This is a genomic window from Pseudenterobacter timonensis (genome assembly GCF_900021175.1).
Classification (GTDB): domain Bacteria; phylum Pseudomonadota; class Gammaproteobacteria; order Enterobacterales; family Enterobacteriaceae; genus Enterobacter; species Enterobacter timonensis.
On sequence record NZ_FCOP01000013.1, the window covers coordinates 422,044 to 439,768 of the forward strand.

The window sequence follows — 17,725 nt, forward strand, 5'->3', positions numbered from 1 at the left end:
GTATTTCCTTAAAAAAATTGTTGGGAATTACAACAAACTGTCGACAGAATCGGCAGTTGAACAAAAGTAGGTAAGATGGGGTTTGACAAAACTTTTTTCGCCGCTAAGATTAGCCTCCACAACGATTCCTCTGTAGTTCAGTCGGTAGAACGGCGGACTGTTAATCCGTATGTCACTGGTTCGAGTCCAGTCAGAGGAGCCAGATTCAAAAAAGCCCGCTTTTTAGCGGGCTTTTTGCTTTTCTGCGCCGTCAGAAAGAAAATAAAAAAGCTCCCTGATGAGGGAGCTTTTTTCTGGCACTGAAAAGGATTATTCGCCTTTGGCTTCGGCGCTTTTCATTTCGCCCATTACCTTCAGCTTCTTGGAGATGTCGCGACGCTCTTTGGAGAGCTCAGCGTTTTTGATGATGTAATCATCCACACGGTCTTCATAGTCGCTTTTCATGCTGGCGATAATGCCCTGGATCGCTTCCACGCTCATGCCCGGCTTGATGTAGTCGCTCAGGTTGTCCAGCAGCAGTACGCGCTTCTGGTTGTCACGGATCTTCTTCTCTACGTCCTGAATTTCACGCTGCAGTTTGTTTTTGCGGCGGAACAGACGCACGAACTCCAGAACATCCTGGAACGAAGGTTTAGTAGTTTCCATTTTTACACCCCTGATAATGTGAGATTCGGATTCGTTAAAGCAACCACTGTGGCCATCACCTTAACTGACAGCGGTTGCGAATGACAATGTCTATAGCGTTTGAATCTATCATAACCTCAAACGGTGCTGAATCGAAGCAGCCTGCATCACATCGGAAAATGGCTGCTTTTTATTTGCGCAGCGCGCGGCAGATCAGATGGGAAAGCAGCTCCAGCTGACGCGCCAGCTCCATACTCAGCCAGACATAGCTGTGGATCGGTGTCTCCGCCACGTTATCCCCCTTATGCTCGCTGATAAGCTGCCGCAGCTCCACCACAATGTCGTTCAGACGCTCGGTATTAGCCAGCACCGGCTGCGGATTCCCCTCATACAAGGCGTGGGCGATGGTCAGCAAAGTTTGCTGCGTCATCTGCTGCGTCTCCCTGAGGGTCTGCGCGTTAAGCAGCACAAAGTGGCTGGCGCGCGAGGCCCAGTGCGCGTTGATTTGCAGCTCCAGCATGCAGACCAGATTGCGGCTTACGGTCTGGATCGCCTCAAATATCGACTTCTGAATGTGGGTCTCTTTACTGGCGGGAGTGATTAAACCGCGCATTTTCACCACATCGTTGAGAATTTTTTGCAGATGTTTTTCCAGACGTGGCCGCTCGACCAGATTCGGCGAAAATCCCGCCTGATAGACGCGATTAAAGGCGGTAACGTAGCTCGCCATCTGAATGCGCCAGTGCAGAAAGGCCCGCTGCGGCCAGATGCCGGTAAAGAGCATCGCCAGCAACGATCCTAATATGACATCGCCGCTTCGCCAGAGGGCAGTTGCCATATCCCCCGCCGGAGCGCCGACCACCACCGCCAGGGTGATGCCAATCAGCAGCGCCTGGTAGGGCCGTTTCCCCAGCGCCAGAAAGCCGCAGAGAAACATCGCGGCGGCGCACCACACCAGCATAACCGGCATGGAGAACAGCTCCAGGCGAAGCGCGATCAGGCCGAGCGCGGAGCCAAAAATGGTGCCGCCAATCCGCTCAAAGGCGCGGGGCACCACGTTTCCCCAGAAGGAGATGGGCCCCATCACCACCACCAGCGTAATCAGCGGCCAGGTGCCTTCGGGGATCGCCGCCATGCGCACCAGTACAAAGGTGATGATAAAGGCCAGGGCGATGCGGCACCCGTGCACGATTCGATAGTGCTGATAGAGACGAATTTCGAAGGGGGTTAAGGATTTGTCCGGACGCACACCTGCTCTCCAGCAACTCGGCAAACCGTAATTGTACTGCGTTTTGCGCGTGGCGCATCAACTGTGCCGCCCCCCCCTTCTGAAATCAGGCACAAATCGCTTAAACGACCCGGCTCTGCACCGGCACAAACATTTCGATCTGCCAGTAACCGTCCGCCTTGCCATCATTCAGATAGCGCTCAAAACAGGGCCGGGGAGCGATTTCATAGTGCGTATCTTGCAGCAGACTATTGAAGAATTGATACCAGGGGGTGGCGAAGTCATGATCTTCCACGCGCGCGGCAGCCACGGCATATTCCCCGCCCGCCAGTTCGGTGAGGATGACCCCTTCGCTGTTTTCGGGAATAACAAAATCGTCCGGGACGGTCACCGAGGTATTACAGCGCAGCTTTTCAGCGGGAACCTCATCGGGATTATCATAGTAGACGGCCACCCACTCCAGCGGCTCAATGTGACGCCCGTCCACCCACATGACAAGCTGCTCAAATCCCTGCGGAAGGGTTTGATCCCACGGCCCGACAAGATGAAAGCCGGCTATTTTACGTTTTTGCTGCGGTCTGATGTTGTAGTCCATATCGCCTCCCACGCATACTGTATGAATAGCCAGTATAGGGTGGGATTTGCCCGCGCGACAACGTGCTTTTGGTCAAAATGCGAGCAGACTCGCAGAACCACCAGTCTGCCCGGGAGGTGTGGCTTTAGAGCTTCTGATGCAGATAGTCGCTAAAGCGGGAGAACATGCCCCCTTTTTTCACGCTCTCCAGCGTGACCAGCGGCCAGTGGGCGACCACCTTGTCGCCGTCATAGAGCTCAATTTCACCGACGCGCTGATGGGCGCTGATGGGCGCATCCAGCTCGTTTTTGTCCAGTACATATTTGGCTTTGATTTTTGACACTTCAGCCCTGGGCAGCGCCATCCAGTAGTCACGATCGGTGCCGAGGGCGATTTTCTCTTTATCGCCATACCAGATCCGCTCCGTTCCTACCTGCTTACCGCTACGCAGGATCTGCACGGTGTCGAAATTGCGCTGTCCCCACAGCAGCAGCTTACGCGCCTGCTCTTCACGCCCTTTGGAACTCTCAGCGCCCATCACCACGGCAATCAGGCGACGCTGTCCGTCCACCGCCGAGGCGATAAGGTTAAAGCCCGCGCCTGAAGTGTGCCCGGTTTTCAGCCCGTCGACGTTCATCTCTTTGTCCCACAGCAGGCCGTTGCGGTTCTGCTGGGTAATGCCATTCCACGTCAGGCTTTTCTGGCTGTACATGTGATAAAACTCGGGCTCGCCGTGGATAATGGCGCGGGAGAGGACCGCCAGATCGTAGGCGGAGCTGTGCTGCCCCGGCGCGTCCAGACCATGCACCGTTTCAAAGTGGGTATCCTGCAGGTGCAGCTTCTGCACGTAGTCATTCATCATGCGCACAAACTGCGGCTGGCCGCCCGCCACATAGTCAGCCAGCGCCACGCAGGCGTCATTGCCGGAATCGACGATCAGGCCGCGGCTCAGATCGCGCACGGTGACACGGTCACCCGGTTTTAAGAACATCAAAGAGGAGCCGTCAAAAACCGGATTGCCCTTCGCCCAGGCGTCACGTCCGACGGTTACGACATCATCCGGGGTGATGCGGTGGCTGTCGATGGCGCGGTCGACCACATAGCCCGTCATCAGCTTGGTAAGGCTCGCTGGATTGCGCTGCTGATGCTCATTGCCTGCCGTCAGTATTTGACCAGTCGTGTAATCCATTAGCACCCAGGAGCCGGCCTGAATGGCAGGCGGTTGCGGTGTGAAATCCATGGGAACAGCAGCCCGCGCGGATGAGAGGCTGAGAGTAATTAAAGAAACAGCAATAAACAGGCGGCGTTTCAACGGTGTATCCTCGGGGTCGTTTAAAATCGCAGACCTTTTTACGGAACTTCCTGTGTCCTTACCTGAGTAAATTGCAAAGAAATGTGACAGACAGCAAGTTTTTACCGGCACAGGCCTCGCATTTTTGGTCTCAGGTCACGCTTTTCCTGCGCGTGTTGAGAGGGATGGTTTACCATAGAGGTGAAACTTTTTAACAGGATGGTATTACCGGTGTCTGATTCCGCCCCGCGCCCCACATTTCTCTTTCATGACTACGAAACCTTCGGCACCAGCCCGTCGCTGGATCGGCCCGCCCAGTTCGGCGCGATCCGCACCGACGCCGACTTTAACGTCATTGGCGAGCCGGAGGTGTTCTACTGCAGGCCCGCCGACGACTACCTGCCGCAGCCCGGCGCGGTGATGGTTACCGGGATCACGCCCCAGGAAGCGCGGGAGAAAGGGGTTATTGAGGCGGAGTTCGCCCGCCGCATTCACGACCTCTTCACCGTTCCCGAGACCTGCGTGGTGGGCTATAACAACGTGCGCTTCGATGACGAGGTAACGCGTAATATTTTTTACCGCAACTTCTACGATCCCTACGCCTGGAGCTGGCAGAACGGCAATTCGCGCTGGGATCTGCTGGATGTGATGCGCGCCTGCTATGCCCTGCGCCCTGAGGGGATCAACTGGCCGGAAAACGACGACGGCCTGCCGAGCTTCCGCCTGGAACATCTGACCCGCGCCAACGATATTGAGCACGGTAACGCCCACGACGCGATGGCGGATGTCTATGCCACTATCGCCATGGCAAAAAAGGTAAAGGCCGCCCAGCCGCGCCTGTTTGATTATCTGCTGAGCCACCGCAGCAAGCAGAAACTGATGACCCTGATTGACGTGCCGCAGATGAAGCCGCTGGTGCATGTCTCCGGCATGTTTGGCGCCCTGCGCGGCAATACCAGCTGGGTCGCTCCGCTGGCCTGGCATCCCGATAACCGCAACGCGGTGATTATGGTCGATCTCGCGGGTGATATTACTCCCCTGCTGGAGCTTGAGAGCGCAGAGTTGCGCGAGCGGCTCTATACCGCGAAAGCGTCGCTGGGGGAGCGGGCAGCCGTCCCGCTCAAGCTGGTGCATATCAATAAATGTCCGGTGCTGGCGCAGGCCAATACCCTGCGTCCGGAGGATGCCGAACGGCTGGGCATTGACCGGCAGCAGTGTCTGGAGAACCTGAAAATCCTCCGGGAAAACCCGCAGGTAAGAGAGAAGGCGGTCGCCCTCTTTGCCGAAGCGGAGCCTTTTGTGCCCCAGGATAATGTTGATACGCAGCTCTATAACGGCTTTTTCAGCGACGCGGACCGCGCCGCCATGAAGATTGTGCTGCAAACCGATCCGCGTAACCTGCCGGCGCTGGATATCACCTTTGTCGATCCGCGTATTGAGAAGCTGCTTTTCAACTACCGGGCGCGAAATTATCCCGGCACGCTCGACGAGGCGGAGCAGGCGCGCTGGCTGGAACATCGCCGTGCTCTCTTCACACCAGCGTTTCTCGAGGCATATGTGGGTGAGCTGGAGAGTTTGTTTGTCGAACATCAGGGAGATAGCGAGAAACAGGTGCAGCTGAAGGCGCTCTGGCAGTATATGCAGGAGATTGTTTAGCCCTCCCGGCTGGCGGGAGGGCGGCGTATTACGCTTTCTGAACGGTGATGCTCCAGGCGGCATCGCCGACCTGCTGATAGTCGGTAATGGCGTGGCCCTCTTCTGCCGCCCACTGCGGAATGGCTTCCGTCGCCTGGGTGCAGTCAAATTCAATAACCAGTTCATCACCGCTGGCCATCTCTGCCAGCGCCGCTTTTGCTTCAATCAGCGGAAAGGGGCACACCTGGGTGACCACGTCGAGTTTTTTTACAGCCATAACAGCTCCTGTTTTCAGTTAAGCCGTCGCCGCCGCAAGTTTCGCCTTGCGCTGCGGACGAACATACAAGAACCATGACGCGGTCCATACGCCAAGGATCATAAATACCAGACCCACCCAGCCCTGCCAGGTCATCATTGCGGTCATCACCAGCCCGTTGCCGATAGAACAACCGCCCGCCATGCTCGCCCCGACGCCCATCAGCAGGCCGCCAGCCGCGCTGCGCAGCGTGGTTTGCGCATCCGCGGCGCGCACGCGAAACTCCCGGCTGGCTTTGGCGGCAATAAACGACCCGAGAAAGATCCCCAGCACCAGGAACACTCCCCAGTTGAGGAACTTGCTCTGTCCGGCCACCAGAAACTGCAGGATGTTTGCCGTCGGCGAGGTGATGCCTAAACCGAACATACGCCCGGTAGCCTCGCTAAGCGGCCACGCCAGCAGCGCAATCAGCCCGATCAGGACAGCGGTAACAAACGGATGCCAGCGTTTTTCAAACAGCAGGTGCGCCAGCCCGCGACGACGCGGCGGCAGCGTGGCGACCCTGAGCTTCGGTTTTTTCAGCTCTTTGCGCACCACCCACAGCGTTACGGCCACCAGCAGCGCGATAAGCGGCCAGACGGAGAGGCCCAGGGTTGCGGCAATAGAGTTATGTTCAGTGCTGTATGTTTTCAGCACCTGATTCAGCCCCTCCGCATGCGGGGAGCGCATTACGGCGCTCATTACCATATAGGTCGCGAGCGCAATCCAGCTGCCGATCAGCCCCTCGCCCGCGCGATACCAGGTACCGGTGGCGCAGCCGCCAGCATAGACAATACCGAGACCAAAAATGTAACCACCTGCGATCGTGCCGAGCCACGGAAACGCCCCCGCGTCATATTGCACCACGCCAAGCTGAATAAGGGTAAATACCCCTACACTCTGAATGGCAATAGCGATCAGCAGGGCGTAAAACATACGGTTGTTTTTAGCGATATACATATCGCGAAAGCCGCCGGTCAGACAGAATCGTCCGCGCTGCATAACAAAACCCAGCAGCGCGCCGCAGAACAGTCCGCTTAATATCATTGAAGGCATCATAATTAATAAGTGAGCAATATATCAGAATGCGAATTATTAATGAGGTGAACGCATGGAACCAATAACCAAATTGTCTAACATAGTCCATTTGGTTATTACTCTTTGTCAGACATGAAATAGCAGGCATAAAAAAACCGGAGAATATCTCCGGTTTTTTTCTTTAAGCGAAACGCTAAACGTTACGCGACATCTTCATATTGCGGAACCGGATTACGGAAGCTTTTGGTTACGCAGGCAAGGTAGACCAGACCGATACCGGCCCACACCAGGCCGAGGATCATGGAGCTCTCTTCCAGGTTGATCCACAGCGCGCCAACGGTCAGAGCACCGCACACCGGCAGAAGCAGGTAGTTGAAGTGGTCTTTCAGCGTCTTGTTACGCTTCTCGCGGATCCAAAACTGGGAGATCACCGAGAGGTTCACAAAGGTAAAGGCCACCAGCGCGCCGAAGTTAATCAGTGCCGTTGCGGTTACCAGGTCAAAGTTGATCGCCAGCAGCGCAATCGCGCCCACCAGCAGCACGTTCCAGGCCGGGGTACGCCACTTCGGATGAACATAGCCGAAGAAACGGGTCGGGAAGACGCCGTCGCGGCCCATGACATACATCAGGCGAGAGACGCCCGCATGTGCCGCCATACCGGAAGCCAGTACGGTCACGCTGGAGAAGATCAGCACGCCCCACTGGAAGGTTTTACCCGCCACGTAAAGCATGATCTCCGGCTGTGACGCATCCGGATCTTTAAAGCGCGAAATATCCGGGAAGTAGAGCTGCAGGAAGTAAGAGGCGCAGATAAAGATCAGACCGCCAATCAGCGCCGTCAGGAAAATCGCGCGCGGAATCACGCGCTCCGCGTCTTTGGTCTCTTCGGAAAGCGAAGAGATACCGTCAAAGCCGAGGAACGAGAAGCAGAGGATAGTCGCGCCGGTAATCATCGGCACCACGTGCGCCCCTTCAGACCAGAACGGACGGGAGCTCACCAGGGTGCCAGCCCCTTCCCCATGCAAAACGCCATAGATGATAAGGCCGACAATCACCGCAACAATCCCCATCTGCAGCACGACAATCAGGGTGTTGAAGTTAGCCACGGTCTTGATGCTGCGCAGGTTAGAGATGGTCATAAAGGCCACCAGCGCCACAACGAAGATCCACGACGGCACGGATGGCACCAGCGCTTCGAAGTAAATTTTCGCCAGCAGAATATTGATCATCGGCATGAACAGGTAGTCCAGCAGGGATGACCAGCCCACCATAAAGCCCACCGTCGGGCTGATGGATTTCTGCGCGTAGGTGTAGGCAGAGCCCGCCGACGGGAAACGGCGAACCAGTTTACCGTAGCTCAGGGCGGTAAAGAGAATAGCGACCAGCGCAAAGGCGTATGCCGTTGCGACGTGACCGTCAGTGAGGCCTGCAACGATACCAAACGTATCGAACAGCGTCATCGGCTGCATATAGGCAAGGCCCATCATGACAACCGGAATTAACGTAAGCGTTTTACGTAATTCCACGCGAGAGGTTTTTGGAGTTGCATTAAGCGACATGGTGATTCTCCTTTACGGTGAACTCCGCCGCGTAAGCGAAATATTGCCCCATTTTGTTTATTCCTCAGCGACAACAACTGTCGGTTTTTAGTAAATATCTATCCGGTACGAGCCCGGCCTCTTGGATTAAATGACATTTCTTACATGCAAAAAAAAATAACCGACGCCTTTTATATCGTCGATTATTCCTGTGTTTTGCAGCGGCGCATTCTGCATCATTTTTGATACAAAAGGCAATACTTTACGAAGCTGATTACAATTTTTTCTTTTCTAACCGACTGATTACTCACAGTCGGCCGGGGCGTAAACGGTGGAAATAGCACTATTTGCTAAAATCTCATCACGCCACCAGGCGCTGGCCAGCCCGGCAGTCTGTTCATTCCACCCCACCCATACCGCTTCGTTACGGTTTTGCGACTGCACCTGTTTTTCAACCAGCGCTCCGCTCTCAATAAACCGCTGCGCCAGATACCGCGGAAGATAACCGCATCCCAGCCCGCTTATCTGTAACTCAAGTTTAGTCTTAAAATCGAAAACCGTGATCGCTTCCTGATCGTCCAGCAGTTGAGACGAGACGGCGCAGCCTGCCGCGGAGCTGTCGCCCACCACAATGGCGCGATGCTGTTTTATCAGACGGCGGTTCAGCGGCTCGGGCTCCTGGGCCAGCGGATGGTGCGGGGCGACGACAAAGACCTGCTCCAGCGTCCCCAGACGGGCAAAGCCGAAGGCGCTCAGCTCGGGCGGCTCATGCAGCGCGCCGACAATAATATCCGCCCGCCCCTGGGTTAACGCCTCCCATGAGCCCCCCAGCACGCCGTTGATAAACTTGAGCCGGGTAACGCTGTGGCGCTGGTAAAACGCTTCGACAAGCGGCGTCAGCAGGGAGAAAGGAAAAGTATCATCCACCCCGATCACCAGCTCATTTTCCCAGCCCTGATGCAGCTTGACGGCCTGCTTTTCCAGCTCCCGCACCGTCTGCAGCACCTCCCGCCCCTTCTCCAGCAGCATCTGCCCGGTGCGGGTAAAACGCGCCCGGTGGCCGGAGCGGTCAAGAAGCTGGATATTCAGATCGTTTTCCAGCTTGTGCACGGTATAGCTCAGCGCCGAGGGCGTTTTATAGAGCCTGGCCGACGCCGCGGCGAAGCTGCCCTCTTTTTCCAGCGCATCGAGAATGATCAGAACGTCCAGCAGCGGTTTCATGCTTGCCCCCTCGCGGTGTGCGATCGCGCCCGCGGGTGACGTTACTCCATCGGCATCACCAGCGGATCGGGATATTGATATTCAAATCCCAGCTCATGGCAGATACGGCTGCCGTCGATCAGCTTGCCCTGCCCTTCCCCGGCCACATCACGGAACTGCGGCGGCTCCAGTCCCAGTTGCCGGGCCATGACGGGATAGAAGGCGCTGCGGGCTGGATGAACGGGTGCACATATATTATAGATGTGTCCGCCTTTTGGAGCCTGCAGCAGTAAGGTAATGGCGGCTACCACATCATCCAGATGAACCAGGTTCACCCCGTGCCCGCCGTTCGGCGCGCTTTTTCCGGCAAAGAAACGGCCAGGATGACGCCCCGGGCCAACCAGCCCCGCCAGACGAAGGATATCCACCTGGGTGCCGGGAAGATTATGCAGCCAGTCCTCCAGTTCCTTTAGCACGCGCCCGCTGCCGGTTACCGGGTTGCGCTCGCTGCTCTCTTTGACGTTGCCCTCGGCCTCGCCGTAAACGGAGGTGGAACTGGTAAAAATGATGCGCGGAATATGATGGGCTAACGCGCTATCAACAATCTCCTGCACCGCCTGCAGGTAAAAGTTCTCCCCCGGGCCGGTGCGCCGGGCGGGCAGCGTGATAACCAGCGCATCCACATTCATTAACGCGTCCAGATCGTCCGTATCGCATACCAGCTCCGGCTCCAGGCGCAGCTCCACGCTCTCGATGCCGCACATTCTGGCGGCTTCGACGCCATCCACCGTCGTTTTGCTGCCGGTTACCTGCCATCCTTTGGCCGAGAGCGACATCGCTAACGGCATGCCTAACCATCCTAAACCGACAATTGCGACCTTTTTCATGCGTTTTCTCCTGGCTTTCACGCGTCTGCTATAAGGCTACGCCAGCACCGCGGAGCTGACAATTCATAGCACCAATATGAAATGAATTAATGATTAAAAAAAGCCCTTGCTTTCTGCAGCCTAAGTGGTTTAGGTTAAAAGACATCAAGTGAATAAGCATTCATCGAGAATTTATATGACACGCGTTCAATTTAAACACCACCATCATCACCATCATCCTGACTAGTCTTTCAGGCGATGTGTGCTGGGAGACATTCAGATCTTCCAGTGGTGCATGAACGCAAGAGAAAGCCCCCGGAAGATCTTCTTCCGGGGGCTTTTTTTTGGACCGCATTCAGACAGGCTTTAACAGGATCACGAGGATAAAAAATGTTAGATAACTCACGTTTACGCATAGCTATGCAGAAATCAGGCCGACTGAGCGACGATTCACGCGAACTGCTGGCGCGCTGCGGGATCAAAATCAACCTGCACACCCAGCGTCTGATTGCGCTGGCGGAAAACATGCCTGTCGATATTCTGCGCGTGCGTGATGACGATATTCCGGGGCTGGTAATGGATGGCGTGGTGGATCTCGGCATCATCGGCGAAAACGTGCTGGAAGAGGAGCTGTTAACCCGCCGCGCCCAGGGCGAAGACCCGCGCTATTTTACTCTGCGCCGTCTCGACTTCGGCGGCTGCCGCCTGTCGCTGGCTACGCCGGTGGATGAGGCGTGGGACGGCCCGGCGTCGCTGAACGGTAAACGCATCGCCACCTCTTATCCTCACCTGCTTAAGCGCTATCTCGATCAGAAAGGGATCCAGTTTAAATCCTGCCTGCTAAACGGCTCGGTGGAAGTGGCTCCCCGCGCGGGGCTGGCTGACGCCATCTGCGACCTGGTCTCCACCGGCGCGACGCTGGAGGCCAACGGCCTGCGGGAAGTGGAGGTGATCTATCGCTCCAAAGCCTGCCTGATCCAGCGCGACGGCGAGATGCCGGCGGCGAAACAGCAGCTGATCGACAAGCTGCTGACCCGTATTCAGGGGGTTATCCAGGCCCGCGAGTCAAAATATATCATGATGCATGCGCCAACCGAACGCCTGGACGAAGTCATCGCCCTGCTGCCGGGCGCCGAGCGCCCCACAATCCTGCCGCTGGCAGGCGATCAGCAGCGCGTGGCGATGCATATGGTCAGCAGCGAAACCCTCTTCTGGGAAACCATGGAGAAGCTAAAAGCGCTGGGGGCCAGCTCCATTCTGGTGCTGCCGATTGAGAAGATGATGGAGTGATGGCCATGAGTTTTAATACTCTCATCGACTGGAACAGCTGCACCGAAGCGCAGCAAAGCGAACTGCTGATGCGTCCGGCGATTTCCGCCTCCGACAGCATCTCCCGCACCGTGGCCGAGATCTTGGATAACGTGAAGGCTCGCGGCGACGATGCCCTGCGGGAGTACAGCGCGAAATTTGATAAGACCGACGTGGAGACACTCCGGGTCACCGAACAGGAGATAGCCGAAGCCAGTGCGCGGCTGAGCGAGGAGCTGAAGCAGGCGATGTCGGTGGCGGTCAATAACATCGAAACCTTCCATAATGCCCAGCAGCTCCCGCCAGTGGATATTGAGACGATGCCCGGCGTGCGCTGCCAGCAGGTGACCCGCCCGGTTGACTCGGTCGGCCTCTATATTCCGGGCGGCTCGGCGCCGCTCTTCTCCACCGTGCTGATGCTGGCAACCCCGGCGCGCATTGCAGGCTGCCGCAAGGTGGTGCTCTGCTCTCCGCCACCGATTGCCGATGAGATCCTCTACGCAGCAAAACTGTGCGGCGTCCAGGCCGTCTATAAAGTGGGCGGCGCCCAGGCGATTGCCGCGCTCGCCTTCGGCACCGGGTCCGTACCGAAAGTGGATAAAATATTTGGCCCGGGCAACGCCTTTGTCACCGAGGCCAAGCGCCAGGTGAGCCAGCGGCTGGACGGCGCGGCGATTGATATGCCCGCCGGGCCATCCGAGGTGCTGGTGATTGCCGACAGCGGCGCCACGCCCGATTTTGTCGCCTCCGACCTCCTCTCCCAGGCCGAGCACGGCCCCGATTCGCAGGTGATCCTCCTGACCCCGGACGCAGAGATGGCCAGACGGGTGGGCGAAGCGGTGGAGCGTCAGCTCGCCGCGCTGCCGCGTGCCGAAACGGCGCGCCAGGCGCTCTCCGCCAGCCGGCTTATCGTGACGCGCGATCTGCAGCAGTGCATCGCCATCTCTAATCAATATGGCCCGGAGCACCTGATTATTCAGACCCGTAACGCGCGTGAGCTGGTAGAGAGCATCACCAGCGCCGGCTCGGTGTTTCTCGGCGACTGGTCGCCGGAATCGGCAGGCGATTACGCCTCCGGCACCAACCACGTGCTGCCGACCTACGGTTACACCTCCACCTGCTCCAGCCTGGGGCTGGCGGATTTCCAGAAGCGGATGACGGTGCAGGAGCTCTCCCGCGACGGGTTCGCCGCCCTGGCCTCCACCATTGAAACGCTGGCGGCGGCCGAACGCCTTACCGCCCACAAGAACGCCGTTACGCTGCGCGTTGCAGCCCTGAAGGAGCAAGCATGAGCATCGAAGAGTTAGCCCGGGAGAATGTCCGCCGCCTGACCCCGTATCAGTCCGCCCGTCGTCTGGGCGGTAACGGCGACGTCTGGCTCAACGCCAATGAATTTCCGACCGCGGTTGAATTTACCCTGTCGCAGCAGACGCTGAACCGCTACCCGGAGTGTCAGCCCAAAGCGGTAATCGAAAACTATGCCCGCTACGCTGGCGTCAAACCGGAGCAGGTGCTGGTCAGCCGCGGCGCGGATGAAGGCATCGAGCTTTTGATCCGTGCCTTTTGCGAGCCGGGGCAGGACGCGGTGCTCTACTGCCAGCCGACCTACGGCATGTATAGCGTCAGCGCTGAAACCATTGGCGTGGAATGCCGCAACGTGCCGGCGCGGGATAGCTGGCAGCTTGATCTGGAAGGGATCGCCGCCAGCCTGAACGGCGTAAAAATGGTCTTTGTCTGTAGCCCTAACAACCCGACCGGGCAGCTTATCGACCCGCAGGATATCCGTACCCTGCTGGAGATGACGCGCGGCAAAGCGCTGGTGGTAGCGGATGAAGCCTATATTGAATTTTGCCCGCAGGCGACGCTCGCCGGCTGGCTTACGGAGTATCCGCATCTGGTTGTGCTGCGCACGCTCTCCAAAGCTTTCGCCCTGGCGGGACTGCGCTGCGGCTTTACGCTGGCGAATAAAGAGGTGATCGATCTGCTGTTAAAGGTCATCGCCCCCTACCCGCTCTCCACCCCGGTGGCGGATATCGCCGCCCAGGCGCTGACCCCGGCGGGCATTAGCGCCATGCGCGAGCGGGTGGCGCAAATTCTGGCCGAGCGTCAGTATCTCGTAGAGGCGCTGAAAACCATTCCCTGCGTCGAGCAGGTATTCGATTCCGAAACCAATTACATCCTGGCACGCTTCACCGCCTCCAGTGCGATATTTAAATCTTTGTGGGATCAGGGCATTATTCTACGAGACCAGAATAAACAACCCTCCCTGAGCGGCTGCCTGCGCATTACCGTTGGCACCCGGGAAGAGAGCCAGCGCGTGATTGACGCCCTGAAAGCGGAGAAAGTATGAGTCAGAAGTATCTCTTTATCGATCGTGACGGCACGATCATTGCCGAGCCGCCGAGCGACTATCAGGTCGATCGCTTCGACAAGCTGGCCTTTGAAGCGGACGTGATCCCGGTGCTGCTGAAGCTGCAAAAGGCGGGCTTTAAGCTGGTGATGATCACCAACCAGGACGGGCTGGGTACCGACAGCTTTCCGCAGGCCGACTTTGACGGCCCGCACAACCTGATGATGCAGATCCTTACCTCGCAAGGGGTGGTCTTTGATGAAGTGCTGATCTGCCCGCACCTGCCGGCGGACGAATGCGACTGCCGCAAGCCGAAAGTGAAGCTGGTGGAGCGCTATCTCGCCGACGAGGCGCTGGATAAAGCTAACAGCTACGTGATTGGCGATCGCGTCACCGACATCACGCTGGCGGAGAATATGGGCATCACCGGGCTGCGCTACAGCCGAAACGATCTCACCTGGCAGCAGATTGGCGAACAGCTGACGAAGCGCGACCGCTACGCCCACGTGGAGCGTAACACCCGCGAGACGCAGATTGACGTGAAGGTCTGGCTGGATCGCGAAGGGAGCAGCAAAATCAACACCGGCGTAGGCTTCTTTGATCACATGCTCGACCAGATTGCCACCCATGGCGGCTTTCGCATGGAGATTACCGTCAAGGGCGATCTCTATATCGACGATCACCACACCGTGGAAGATACCGGCCTGGCGCTGGGGGAAGCGCTGAAGCTGGCGCTGGGCGACAAGCGCGGCATCAATCGCTTTGGCTTTGTGCTGCCGATGGACGAATGCCTGGCGCGCTGCGCGCTGGATATCTCCGGCCGCCCGCACCTGGAGTATAAGGCGGAGTTCACCTACCAGCGGGTGGGCGACCTCAGCACCGAGATGGTGGAACACTTTTTCCGCTCGCTCTCCTATACCATGGGGGTGACGCTGCACCTGAAAACCAAAGGCAAGAACGATCACCATCGCGTGGAGAGCCTCTTTAAGGCGTTTGGCCGCACACTGCGCCAGGCGATCCGCGTGGAAGGCGATACGCTCCCCTCCTCCAAAGGAGTGCTGTGATGAACGTGGTTATCCTGGATACCGGTTGCGCCAATCTTCACTCCGTGAAGTCGGCCATTATCCGTCACGGCTATGAGCCTGTGGTCAGCCGCGACCCGGATGTGGTGCTGCGCGCCGACAAACTCTTTCTGCCGGGCGTCGGCACCGCACAGGCGGCAATGGATCAGATCCACCAGCGCGATCTGGCAGATCTGATCCGAGCTTGTACCCAGCCGGTGCTGGGGATCTGCCTCGGCATGCAGCTGTTAGGGCGCCGCAGCGAAGAGACGCAGGGGGTCGATCTGCTGGGCATTATCGATGAGGATGTGCCGAAGATGACCGACCACGGCCTGCCGCTGCCCCATATGGGCTGGAACCGCGTCTACCCGAAAGCGGGGGATCGACTGTTCCGCGGTATTGAGGACGGCTCTTACTTCTATTTTGTCCATAGCTACGCCATGCCGGTTAATCCCTACACCATCGCCCAGTGCCACTACGGCGAGCCGTTTACCGCCGCGGTGCAGAAAGATAACTTCTTTGGCGTGCAGTTCCACCCGGAACGCTCCGGCGCCGCGGGCGCGCAGCTGCTGAAAAATTTCCTGGAGATGTGATGATTATTCCCGCGTTAGATTTAATTGACGGCACAGTTGTCCGTCTCCATCAGGGTGACTACGGCCAGCAGCGCGACTATGGTAACGATCCGCTGCCGCGCCTGCAGGCCTATGCGGACCAGGGCGCAGAGGTGCTGCACCTGGTCGATTTAACCGGCGCGAAAGATCCAGCCAGGCGCCAGATCCCGCTGCTCAAAACGCTGGTGGCGGGGGTAAACGTGCCGGTGCAGGTTGGCGGCGGCGTGCGCAGCGAAGAGGATGTGGCCGCCCTGCTCGCGGCTGGCGTGGCGCGCGTGGTGGTTGGCTCCACGGCGGTGAAAGATCCTGAGACCGTTAAGGGCTGGTTTCGCCGCTTCGGCGCCGACGCGCTGGTGCTGGCGCTCGACGTACGCATCGACGAACAGGGCAACAAGCAGGTGGCGGTAAGCGGCTGGCAGGAAAATTCCGGCGTCACGCTGGAGGCGCTGGTTGATACCTACGCCGCGGTCGGGCTGAAGCATGTGCTCTGCACCGACATCTCCCGCGACGGCACGCTGGCGGGCTCCAACGTCGCGCTTTATGAGGAGATATGCGCCCGCTATCCGCAGGTGGCGTTTCAGTCCTCTGGCGGCATCGGCGGCCTTGATGATATCGCCGCCCTGCGCGGAACGGGAGTACGCGGCGTGATCGTCGGGCGCGCCCTGCTGGAAGGCAAATTTACGGTAACGGAGGCGATTCAATGCTGGCAAAACGGATAATTCCCTGCCTGGACGTGCGCGACGGCCAGGTGGTTAAAGGGGTGCAGTTCCGCAATCATGAGATCATCGGCGATATCGTGCCGCTGGCGAAACGCTATGCCGAAGAAGGCGCCGACGAGCTGGTCTTTTATGATATCACCGCCTCCAGCGATGGCCGCGTGGTGGATAAAAGCTGGGTGGCGCGCGTGGCAGAGGTGATTGACATTCCCTTCTGCGTGGCGGGCGGCATTAAGTCCGTGGATGATGCCGCCAAAATTCTCTCCTTCGGCGCAGATAAGATTTCCGTCAACTCCCCGGCGCTGGCCGACCCGGAGCTGATTACCCGTCTCGCCGACCGCTTTGGCGTACAGTGCGTTGTCGTGGGTATCGATACCTGGCACGACGCGGCAACCGGCAAATATCATGTGAATCAATACACCGGTGACGAAAGCCGCACCCGCATCACCCGGTGGGAGACACCCGACTGGGTGGAAGAAGTGCAAAAGCGCGGCGCGGGAGAAATCGTGCTTAACATGATGAACCAGGATGGCGTGCGTAACGGCTATGATCTGGCGCAGCTGAAAATGGTGCGCGAGCGTTGCCATGTCCCGCTGATCGCCTCCGGCGGCGCAGGTACGATGGAGCACTTTCTGGAAGCGTTCCGCGATGCGGACGTGGACGGCGCGCTGGCGGCCTCGGTATTCCACAAACAAATTATCAATATTGGCGAGTTAAAAACGTACCTGGCAAGCCAGGGCGTGGAGATAAGGATATGTTAACAGAGCAACAACGCGCACAGCTGGACTGGGAAAAAACTAACGGGCTGATGCCGGTGGTGGTTCAACACGCCCTCTCAGGGGAAGTGCTGATGCTGGGCTATATGAACCGCGACGCCCTCGACAAAACGCTGGAGTGCGGCAAAGTCACCTTCTATTCCCGCACCAAAGAACGTCTGTGGACCAAAGGCGAAACCTCAGGTCATTTCCTGAACGTGGTCAGTATCGCCCCCGACTGCGACAACGACACCCTGCTGGTACTGGCGAACCCCATTGGCCCCACTTGCCACCTCGGCCACTCCAGCTGCTTTGGCGACACCAGCCACCGCTGGCTGTTTCTCTATCAGCTGGAGCAACTGCTGGCAGAACGTAAAACGGCAGACCCGGCAAGCTCCTACACGGCGAAGCTCTATGCCAGCGGCACCAAGCGTATTGCCCAAAAGGTAGGTGAGGAAGGAGTCGAAACCGCGCTGGCCGCGACGGTCCACGATCGCGAGGAGCTCACTAACGAGGCCTCTGACCTGCTCTACCATCTGCTGGTTCTCCTGCAGGATCAGGAGCTCGATTTAACAACGGTAATCGATAATCTGCGTAAGCGTCATAAATAACAAAAGACCGGGGAGACCCGGTCT

20 protein-coding genes, 1 tRNA gene and 1 other annotated feature are annotated in these 17,725 nt (G+C 57.9%); of the genes, 11 read left to right on the forward strand and 10 right to left on the reverse strand.

Translation table 11 applies throughout. The features are described from left to right. The first annotated feature begins 126 nt into the window (after positions 1 to 126). Positions 127 to 202, forward strand: a tRNA-Asn gene (locus BN3796_RS17445). Between the two features lie 107 nt (positions 203 to 309). On the opposite strand, the gene BN3796_RS17450 is transcribed toward BN3796_RS17445, so the two are convergent. The 4 genes from BN3796_RS17450 to dacD form a co-directional block, all read right to left on the reverse strand. Next, positions 310 to 645, reverse strand: a complete 336-nt coding sequence (locus BN3796_RS17450; protein ID WP_061709620.1) for a DUF496 family protein — start codon at positions 643 to 645, stop codon at positions 310 to 312. Positions 646 to 814: 169 nt separating this feature from the next. Then, entirely contained in the window at positions 815 to 1,873 is a 1,059-nt protein-coding gene (locus BN3796_RS17455; protein WP_061709621.1) for an FUSC family protein, read from the reverse strand. Between the two features lie 100 nt (positions 1,874 to 1,973). Beyond that, positions 1,974 to 2,447 carry a DNA gyrase inhibitor SbmC gene (gene sbmC, locus BN3796_RS17460; protein ID WP_061709622.1) on the reverse strand — a complete coding sequence of 158 codons (474 nt, stop codon included), beginning with the start codon at positions 2,445 to 2,447 and terminating at the stop codon, positions 1,974 to 1,976. A 124-nt stretch (positions 2,448 to 2,571) separates the two neighbouring features. Next, positions 2,572 to 3,738: a serine-type D-Ala-D-Ala carboxypeptidase DacD gene (dacD, locus tag BN3796_RS17465; RefSeq protein ID WP_061709623.1), complete on the reverse strand. Its 1,167-nt coding sequence runs from the start codon at positions 3,736 to 3,738 to the stop codon at positions 2,572 to 2,574. A gap of 198 nt (positions 3,739 to 3,936) precedes the next feature. Between dacD and sbcB the strand changes: the two genes are divergently transcribed. Further along, positions 3,937 to 5,373 carry an exodeoxyribonuclease I gene (gene sbcB / locus BN3796_RS17470; RefSeq protein WP_187374043.1) on the forward strand — a complete coding sequence of 479 codons (1,437 nt, stop codon included), beginning with the start codon at positions 3,937 to 3,939 and terminating at the stop codon, positions 5,371 to 5,373. A gap of 28 nt (positions 5,374 to 5,401) precedes the next feature. Here sbcB and tsuB read toward each other — a convergent pair whose 3' ends face one another. From tsuB to BN3796_RS17495, 6 genes are all read right to left on the reverse strand, one after another. After that, positions 5,402 to 5,629 carry a thiosulfate utilization sulfurtransferase TsuB/YeeD gene (tsuB, locus tag BN3796_RS17475; protein ID WP_049848280.1) on the reverse strand — a complete coding sequence of 76 codons (228 nt, stop codon included), beginning with the start codon at positions 5,627 to 5,629 and terminating at the stop codon, positions 5,402 to 5,404. Positions 5,630 to 5,647: 18 nt separating this feature from the next. Then, a complete protein-coding gene (tsuA, locus tag BN3796_RS17480) occupies positions 5,648 to 6,703 on the reverse strand; it encodes a thiosulfate utilization transporter TsuA/YeeE (protein ID WP_061710052.1) in 1,056 nt (351 codons plus the stop codon). A 182-nt stretch (positions 6,704 to 6,885) separates the two neighbouring features. Continuing rightward, a complete protein-coding gene (locus tag BN3796_RS17485) occupies positions 6,886 to 8,244 on the reverse strand; it encodes an APC family permease (RefSeq protein WP_061709625.1) in 1,359 nt (452 codons plus the stop codon). Next, positions 8,234 to 8,296: a membrane protein YoeI gene (gene yoeI / locus BN3796_RS21210; protein WP_148381825.1), complete on the reverse strand. Its 63-nt coding sequence runs from the start codon at positions 8,294 to 8,296 to the stop codon at positions 8,234 to 8,236. Before yoeI ends, BN3796_RS17485 begins: the two co-directional genes overlap by 11 nt. Positions 8,297 to 8,526: 230 nt before the next feature. Beyond that, entirely contained in the window at positions 8,527 to 9,444 is a 918-nt protein-coding gene (locus BN3796_RS17490) for a LysR substrate-binding domain-containing protein (protein WP_061709626.1), read from the reverse strand. A 41-nt stretch (positions 9,445 to 9,485) separates the two neighbouring features. Continuing rightward, positions 9,486 to 10,310 (reverse strand): SDR family oxidoreductase, encoded by an 825-nt coding sequence (locus BN3796_RS17495; RefSeq protein WP_061709627.1) that lies wholly within the window; start codon positions 10,308 to 10,310, stop codon positions 9,486 to 9,488. 175 nt (positions 10,311 to 10,485) lie between these two features. Between BN3796_RS17495 and hisL the strand changes: the two genes are divergently transcribed. From hisL to hisIE, 9 genes are all read left to right on the forward strand, one after another. After that, positions 10,486 to 10,536 (forward strand): his operon leader peptide, encoded by a 51-nt coding sequence (hisL, locus tag BN3796_RS20785; RefSeq protein ID WP_001364200.1) that lies wholly within the window; start codon positions 10,486 to 10,488, stop codon positions 10,534 to 10,536. Then, positions 10,512 to 10,635 (forward strand) — a sequence feature (His leader region). Its footprint overlaps the gene before it by 25 nt. 44 nt (positions 10,636 to 10,679) lie before the next feature. Continuing rightward, entirely contained in the window at positions 10,680 to 11,579 is a 900-nt protein-coding gene (hisG, locus tag BN3796_RS17500; protein ID WP_061709628.1) for an ATP phosphoribosyltransferase, read from the forward strand. Positions 11,580 to 11,584: 5 nt separating this feature from the next. Further along, positions 11,585 to 12,889 (forward strand): histidinol dehydrogenase, encoded by a 1,305-nt coding sequence (hisD, locus tag BN3796_RS17505; RefSeq protein WP_061710053.1) that lies wholly within the window; start codon positions 11,585 to 11,587, stop codon positions 12,887 to 12,889. After that, a complete protein-coding gene (hisC, locus tag BN3796_RS17510; RefSeq protein WP_061709629.1) occupies positions 12,886 to 13,947 on the forward strand; it encodes a histidinol-phosphate transaminase in 1,062 nt (353 codons plus the stop codon). The genes hisD and hisC overlap by 4 nt, the downstream gene beginning before the upstream one ends. Further along, positions 13,944 to 15,011, forward strand: coding sequence for a bifunctional histidinol-phosphatase/imidazoleglycerol-phosphate dehydratase HisB (gene hisB, locus BN3796_RS17515; RefSeq protein ID WP_061709630.1), 1,068 nt, complete (start codon positions 13,944 to 13,946; stop codon positions 15,009 to 15,011). The genes hisC and hisB overlap by 4 nt, the downstream gene beginning before the upstream one ends. Next, on the forward strand, positions 15,011 to 15,601 hold the full coding sequence (gene hisH / locus BN3796_RS17520) for an imidazole glycerol phosphate synthase subunit HisH (protein WP_061709631.1): 591 nt from the start codon (positions 15,011 to 15,013) through the stop codon (positions 15,599 to 15,601). The genes hisB and hisH overlap by 1 nt, the downstream gene beginning before the upstream one ends. Then, entirely contained in the window at positions 15,601 to 16,338 is a 738-nt protein-coding gene (gene hisA, locus BN3796_RS17525) for a 1-(5-phosphoribosyl)-5-[(5-phosphoribosylamino)methylideneamino]imidazole-4-carboxamide isomerase (protein WP_061709632.1), read from the forward strand. The genes hisH and hisA overlap by 1 nt, the downstream gene beginning before the upstream one ends. Continuing rightward, a complete protein-coding gene (gene hisF, locus BN3796_RS17530; RefSeq protein WP_061709633.1) occupies positions 16,320 to 17,096 on the forward strand; it encodes an imidazole glycerol phosphate synthase subunit HisF in 777 nt (258 codons plus the stop codon). The genes hisA and hisF overlap by 19 nt, the downstream gene beginning before the upstream one ends. Beyond that, on the forward strand, positions 17,090 to 17,701 hold the full coding sequence (hisIE, locus tag BN3796_RS17535) for a bifunctional phosphoribosyl-AMP cyclohydrolase/phosphoribosyl-ATP diphosphatase HisIE (RefSeq protein WP_061709634.1): 612 nt from the start codon (positions 17,090 to 17,092) through the stop codon (positions 17,699 to 17,701). The genes hisF and hisIE overlap by 7 nt, the downstream gene beginning before the upstream one ends. Positions 17,702 to 17,725 lie beyond the last annotated feature (24 nt).

Bases quoted from the DNA above. Each gene is read 5' to 3' on its own strand.
- BN3796_RS17450 (WP_061709620.1), bottom strand. From the start codon at position 645: ATGGAAACTACTAAACCTTCGTTCCAGGATGTTCTGGAGTTCGTGCGT.
- sbmC (WP_061709622.1), bottom strand. From the start codon at position 2,447: ATGGACTACAACATCAGACCGCAGCAAAAACGTAAAATAGCCGGCTTT.
- sbcB (WP_187374043.1), top strand. From the start codon at position 3,937: ATGGTATTACCGGTGTCTGATTCCGCCCCGCGCCCCACATTTCTCTTT.
- tsuB (WP_049848280.1), bottom strand. From the start codon at position 5,629: ATGGCTGTAAAAAAACTCGACGTGGTCACCCAGGTGTGCCCCTTTCCG.
- tsuA (WP_061710052.1), bottom strand. From the start codon at position 6,703: ATGCCTTCAATGATATTAAGCGGACTGTTCTGCGGCGCGCTGCTGGGT.
- BN3796_RS17485 (WP_061709625.1), bottom strand. From the start codon at position 8,244: ATGTCGCTTAATGCAACTCCAAAAACCTCTCGCGTGGAATTACGTAAA.
- BN3796_RS17490 (WP_061709626.1), bottom strand. From the start codon at position 9,444: ATGAAACCGCTGCTGGACGTTCTGATCATTCTCGATGCGCTGGAAAAA.
- BN3796_RS17495 (WP_061709627.1), bottom strand. From the start codon at position 10,310: ATGAAAAAGGTCGCAATTGTCGGTTTAGGATGGTTAGGCATGCCGTTA.
- hisG (WP_061709628.1), top strand. From the start codon at position 10,680: ATGTTAGATAACTCACGTTTACGCATAGCTATGCAGAAATCAGGCCGA.
- hisD (WP_061710053.1), top strand. From the start codon at position 11,585: ATGAGTTTTAATACTCTCATCGACTGGAACAGCTGCACCGAAGCGCAG.
- hisC (WP_061709629.1), top strand. From the start codon at position 12,886: ATGAGCATCGAAGAGTTAGCCCGGGAGAATGTCCGCCGCCTGACCCCG.
- hisB (WP_061709630.1), top strand. From the start codon at position 13,944: ATGAGTCAGAAGTATCTCTTTATCGATCGTGACGGCACGATCATTGCC.
- hisH (WP_061709631.1), top strand. From the start codon at position 15,011: ATGAACGTGGTTATCCTGGATACCGGTTGCGCCAATCTTCACTCCGTG.
- hisA (WP_061709632.1), top strand. From the start codon at position 15,601: ATGATTATTCCCGCGTTAGATTTAATTGACGGCACAGTTGTCCGTCTC.
- hisF (WP_061709633.1), top strand. From the start codon at position 16,320: ATGCTGGCAAAACGGATAATTCCCTGCCTGGACGTGCGCGACGGCCAG.
- hisIE (WP_061709634.1), top strand. From the start codon at position 17,090: ATGTTAACAGAGCAACAACGCGCACAGCTGGACTGGGAAAAAACTAAC.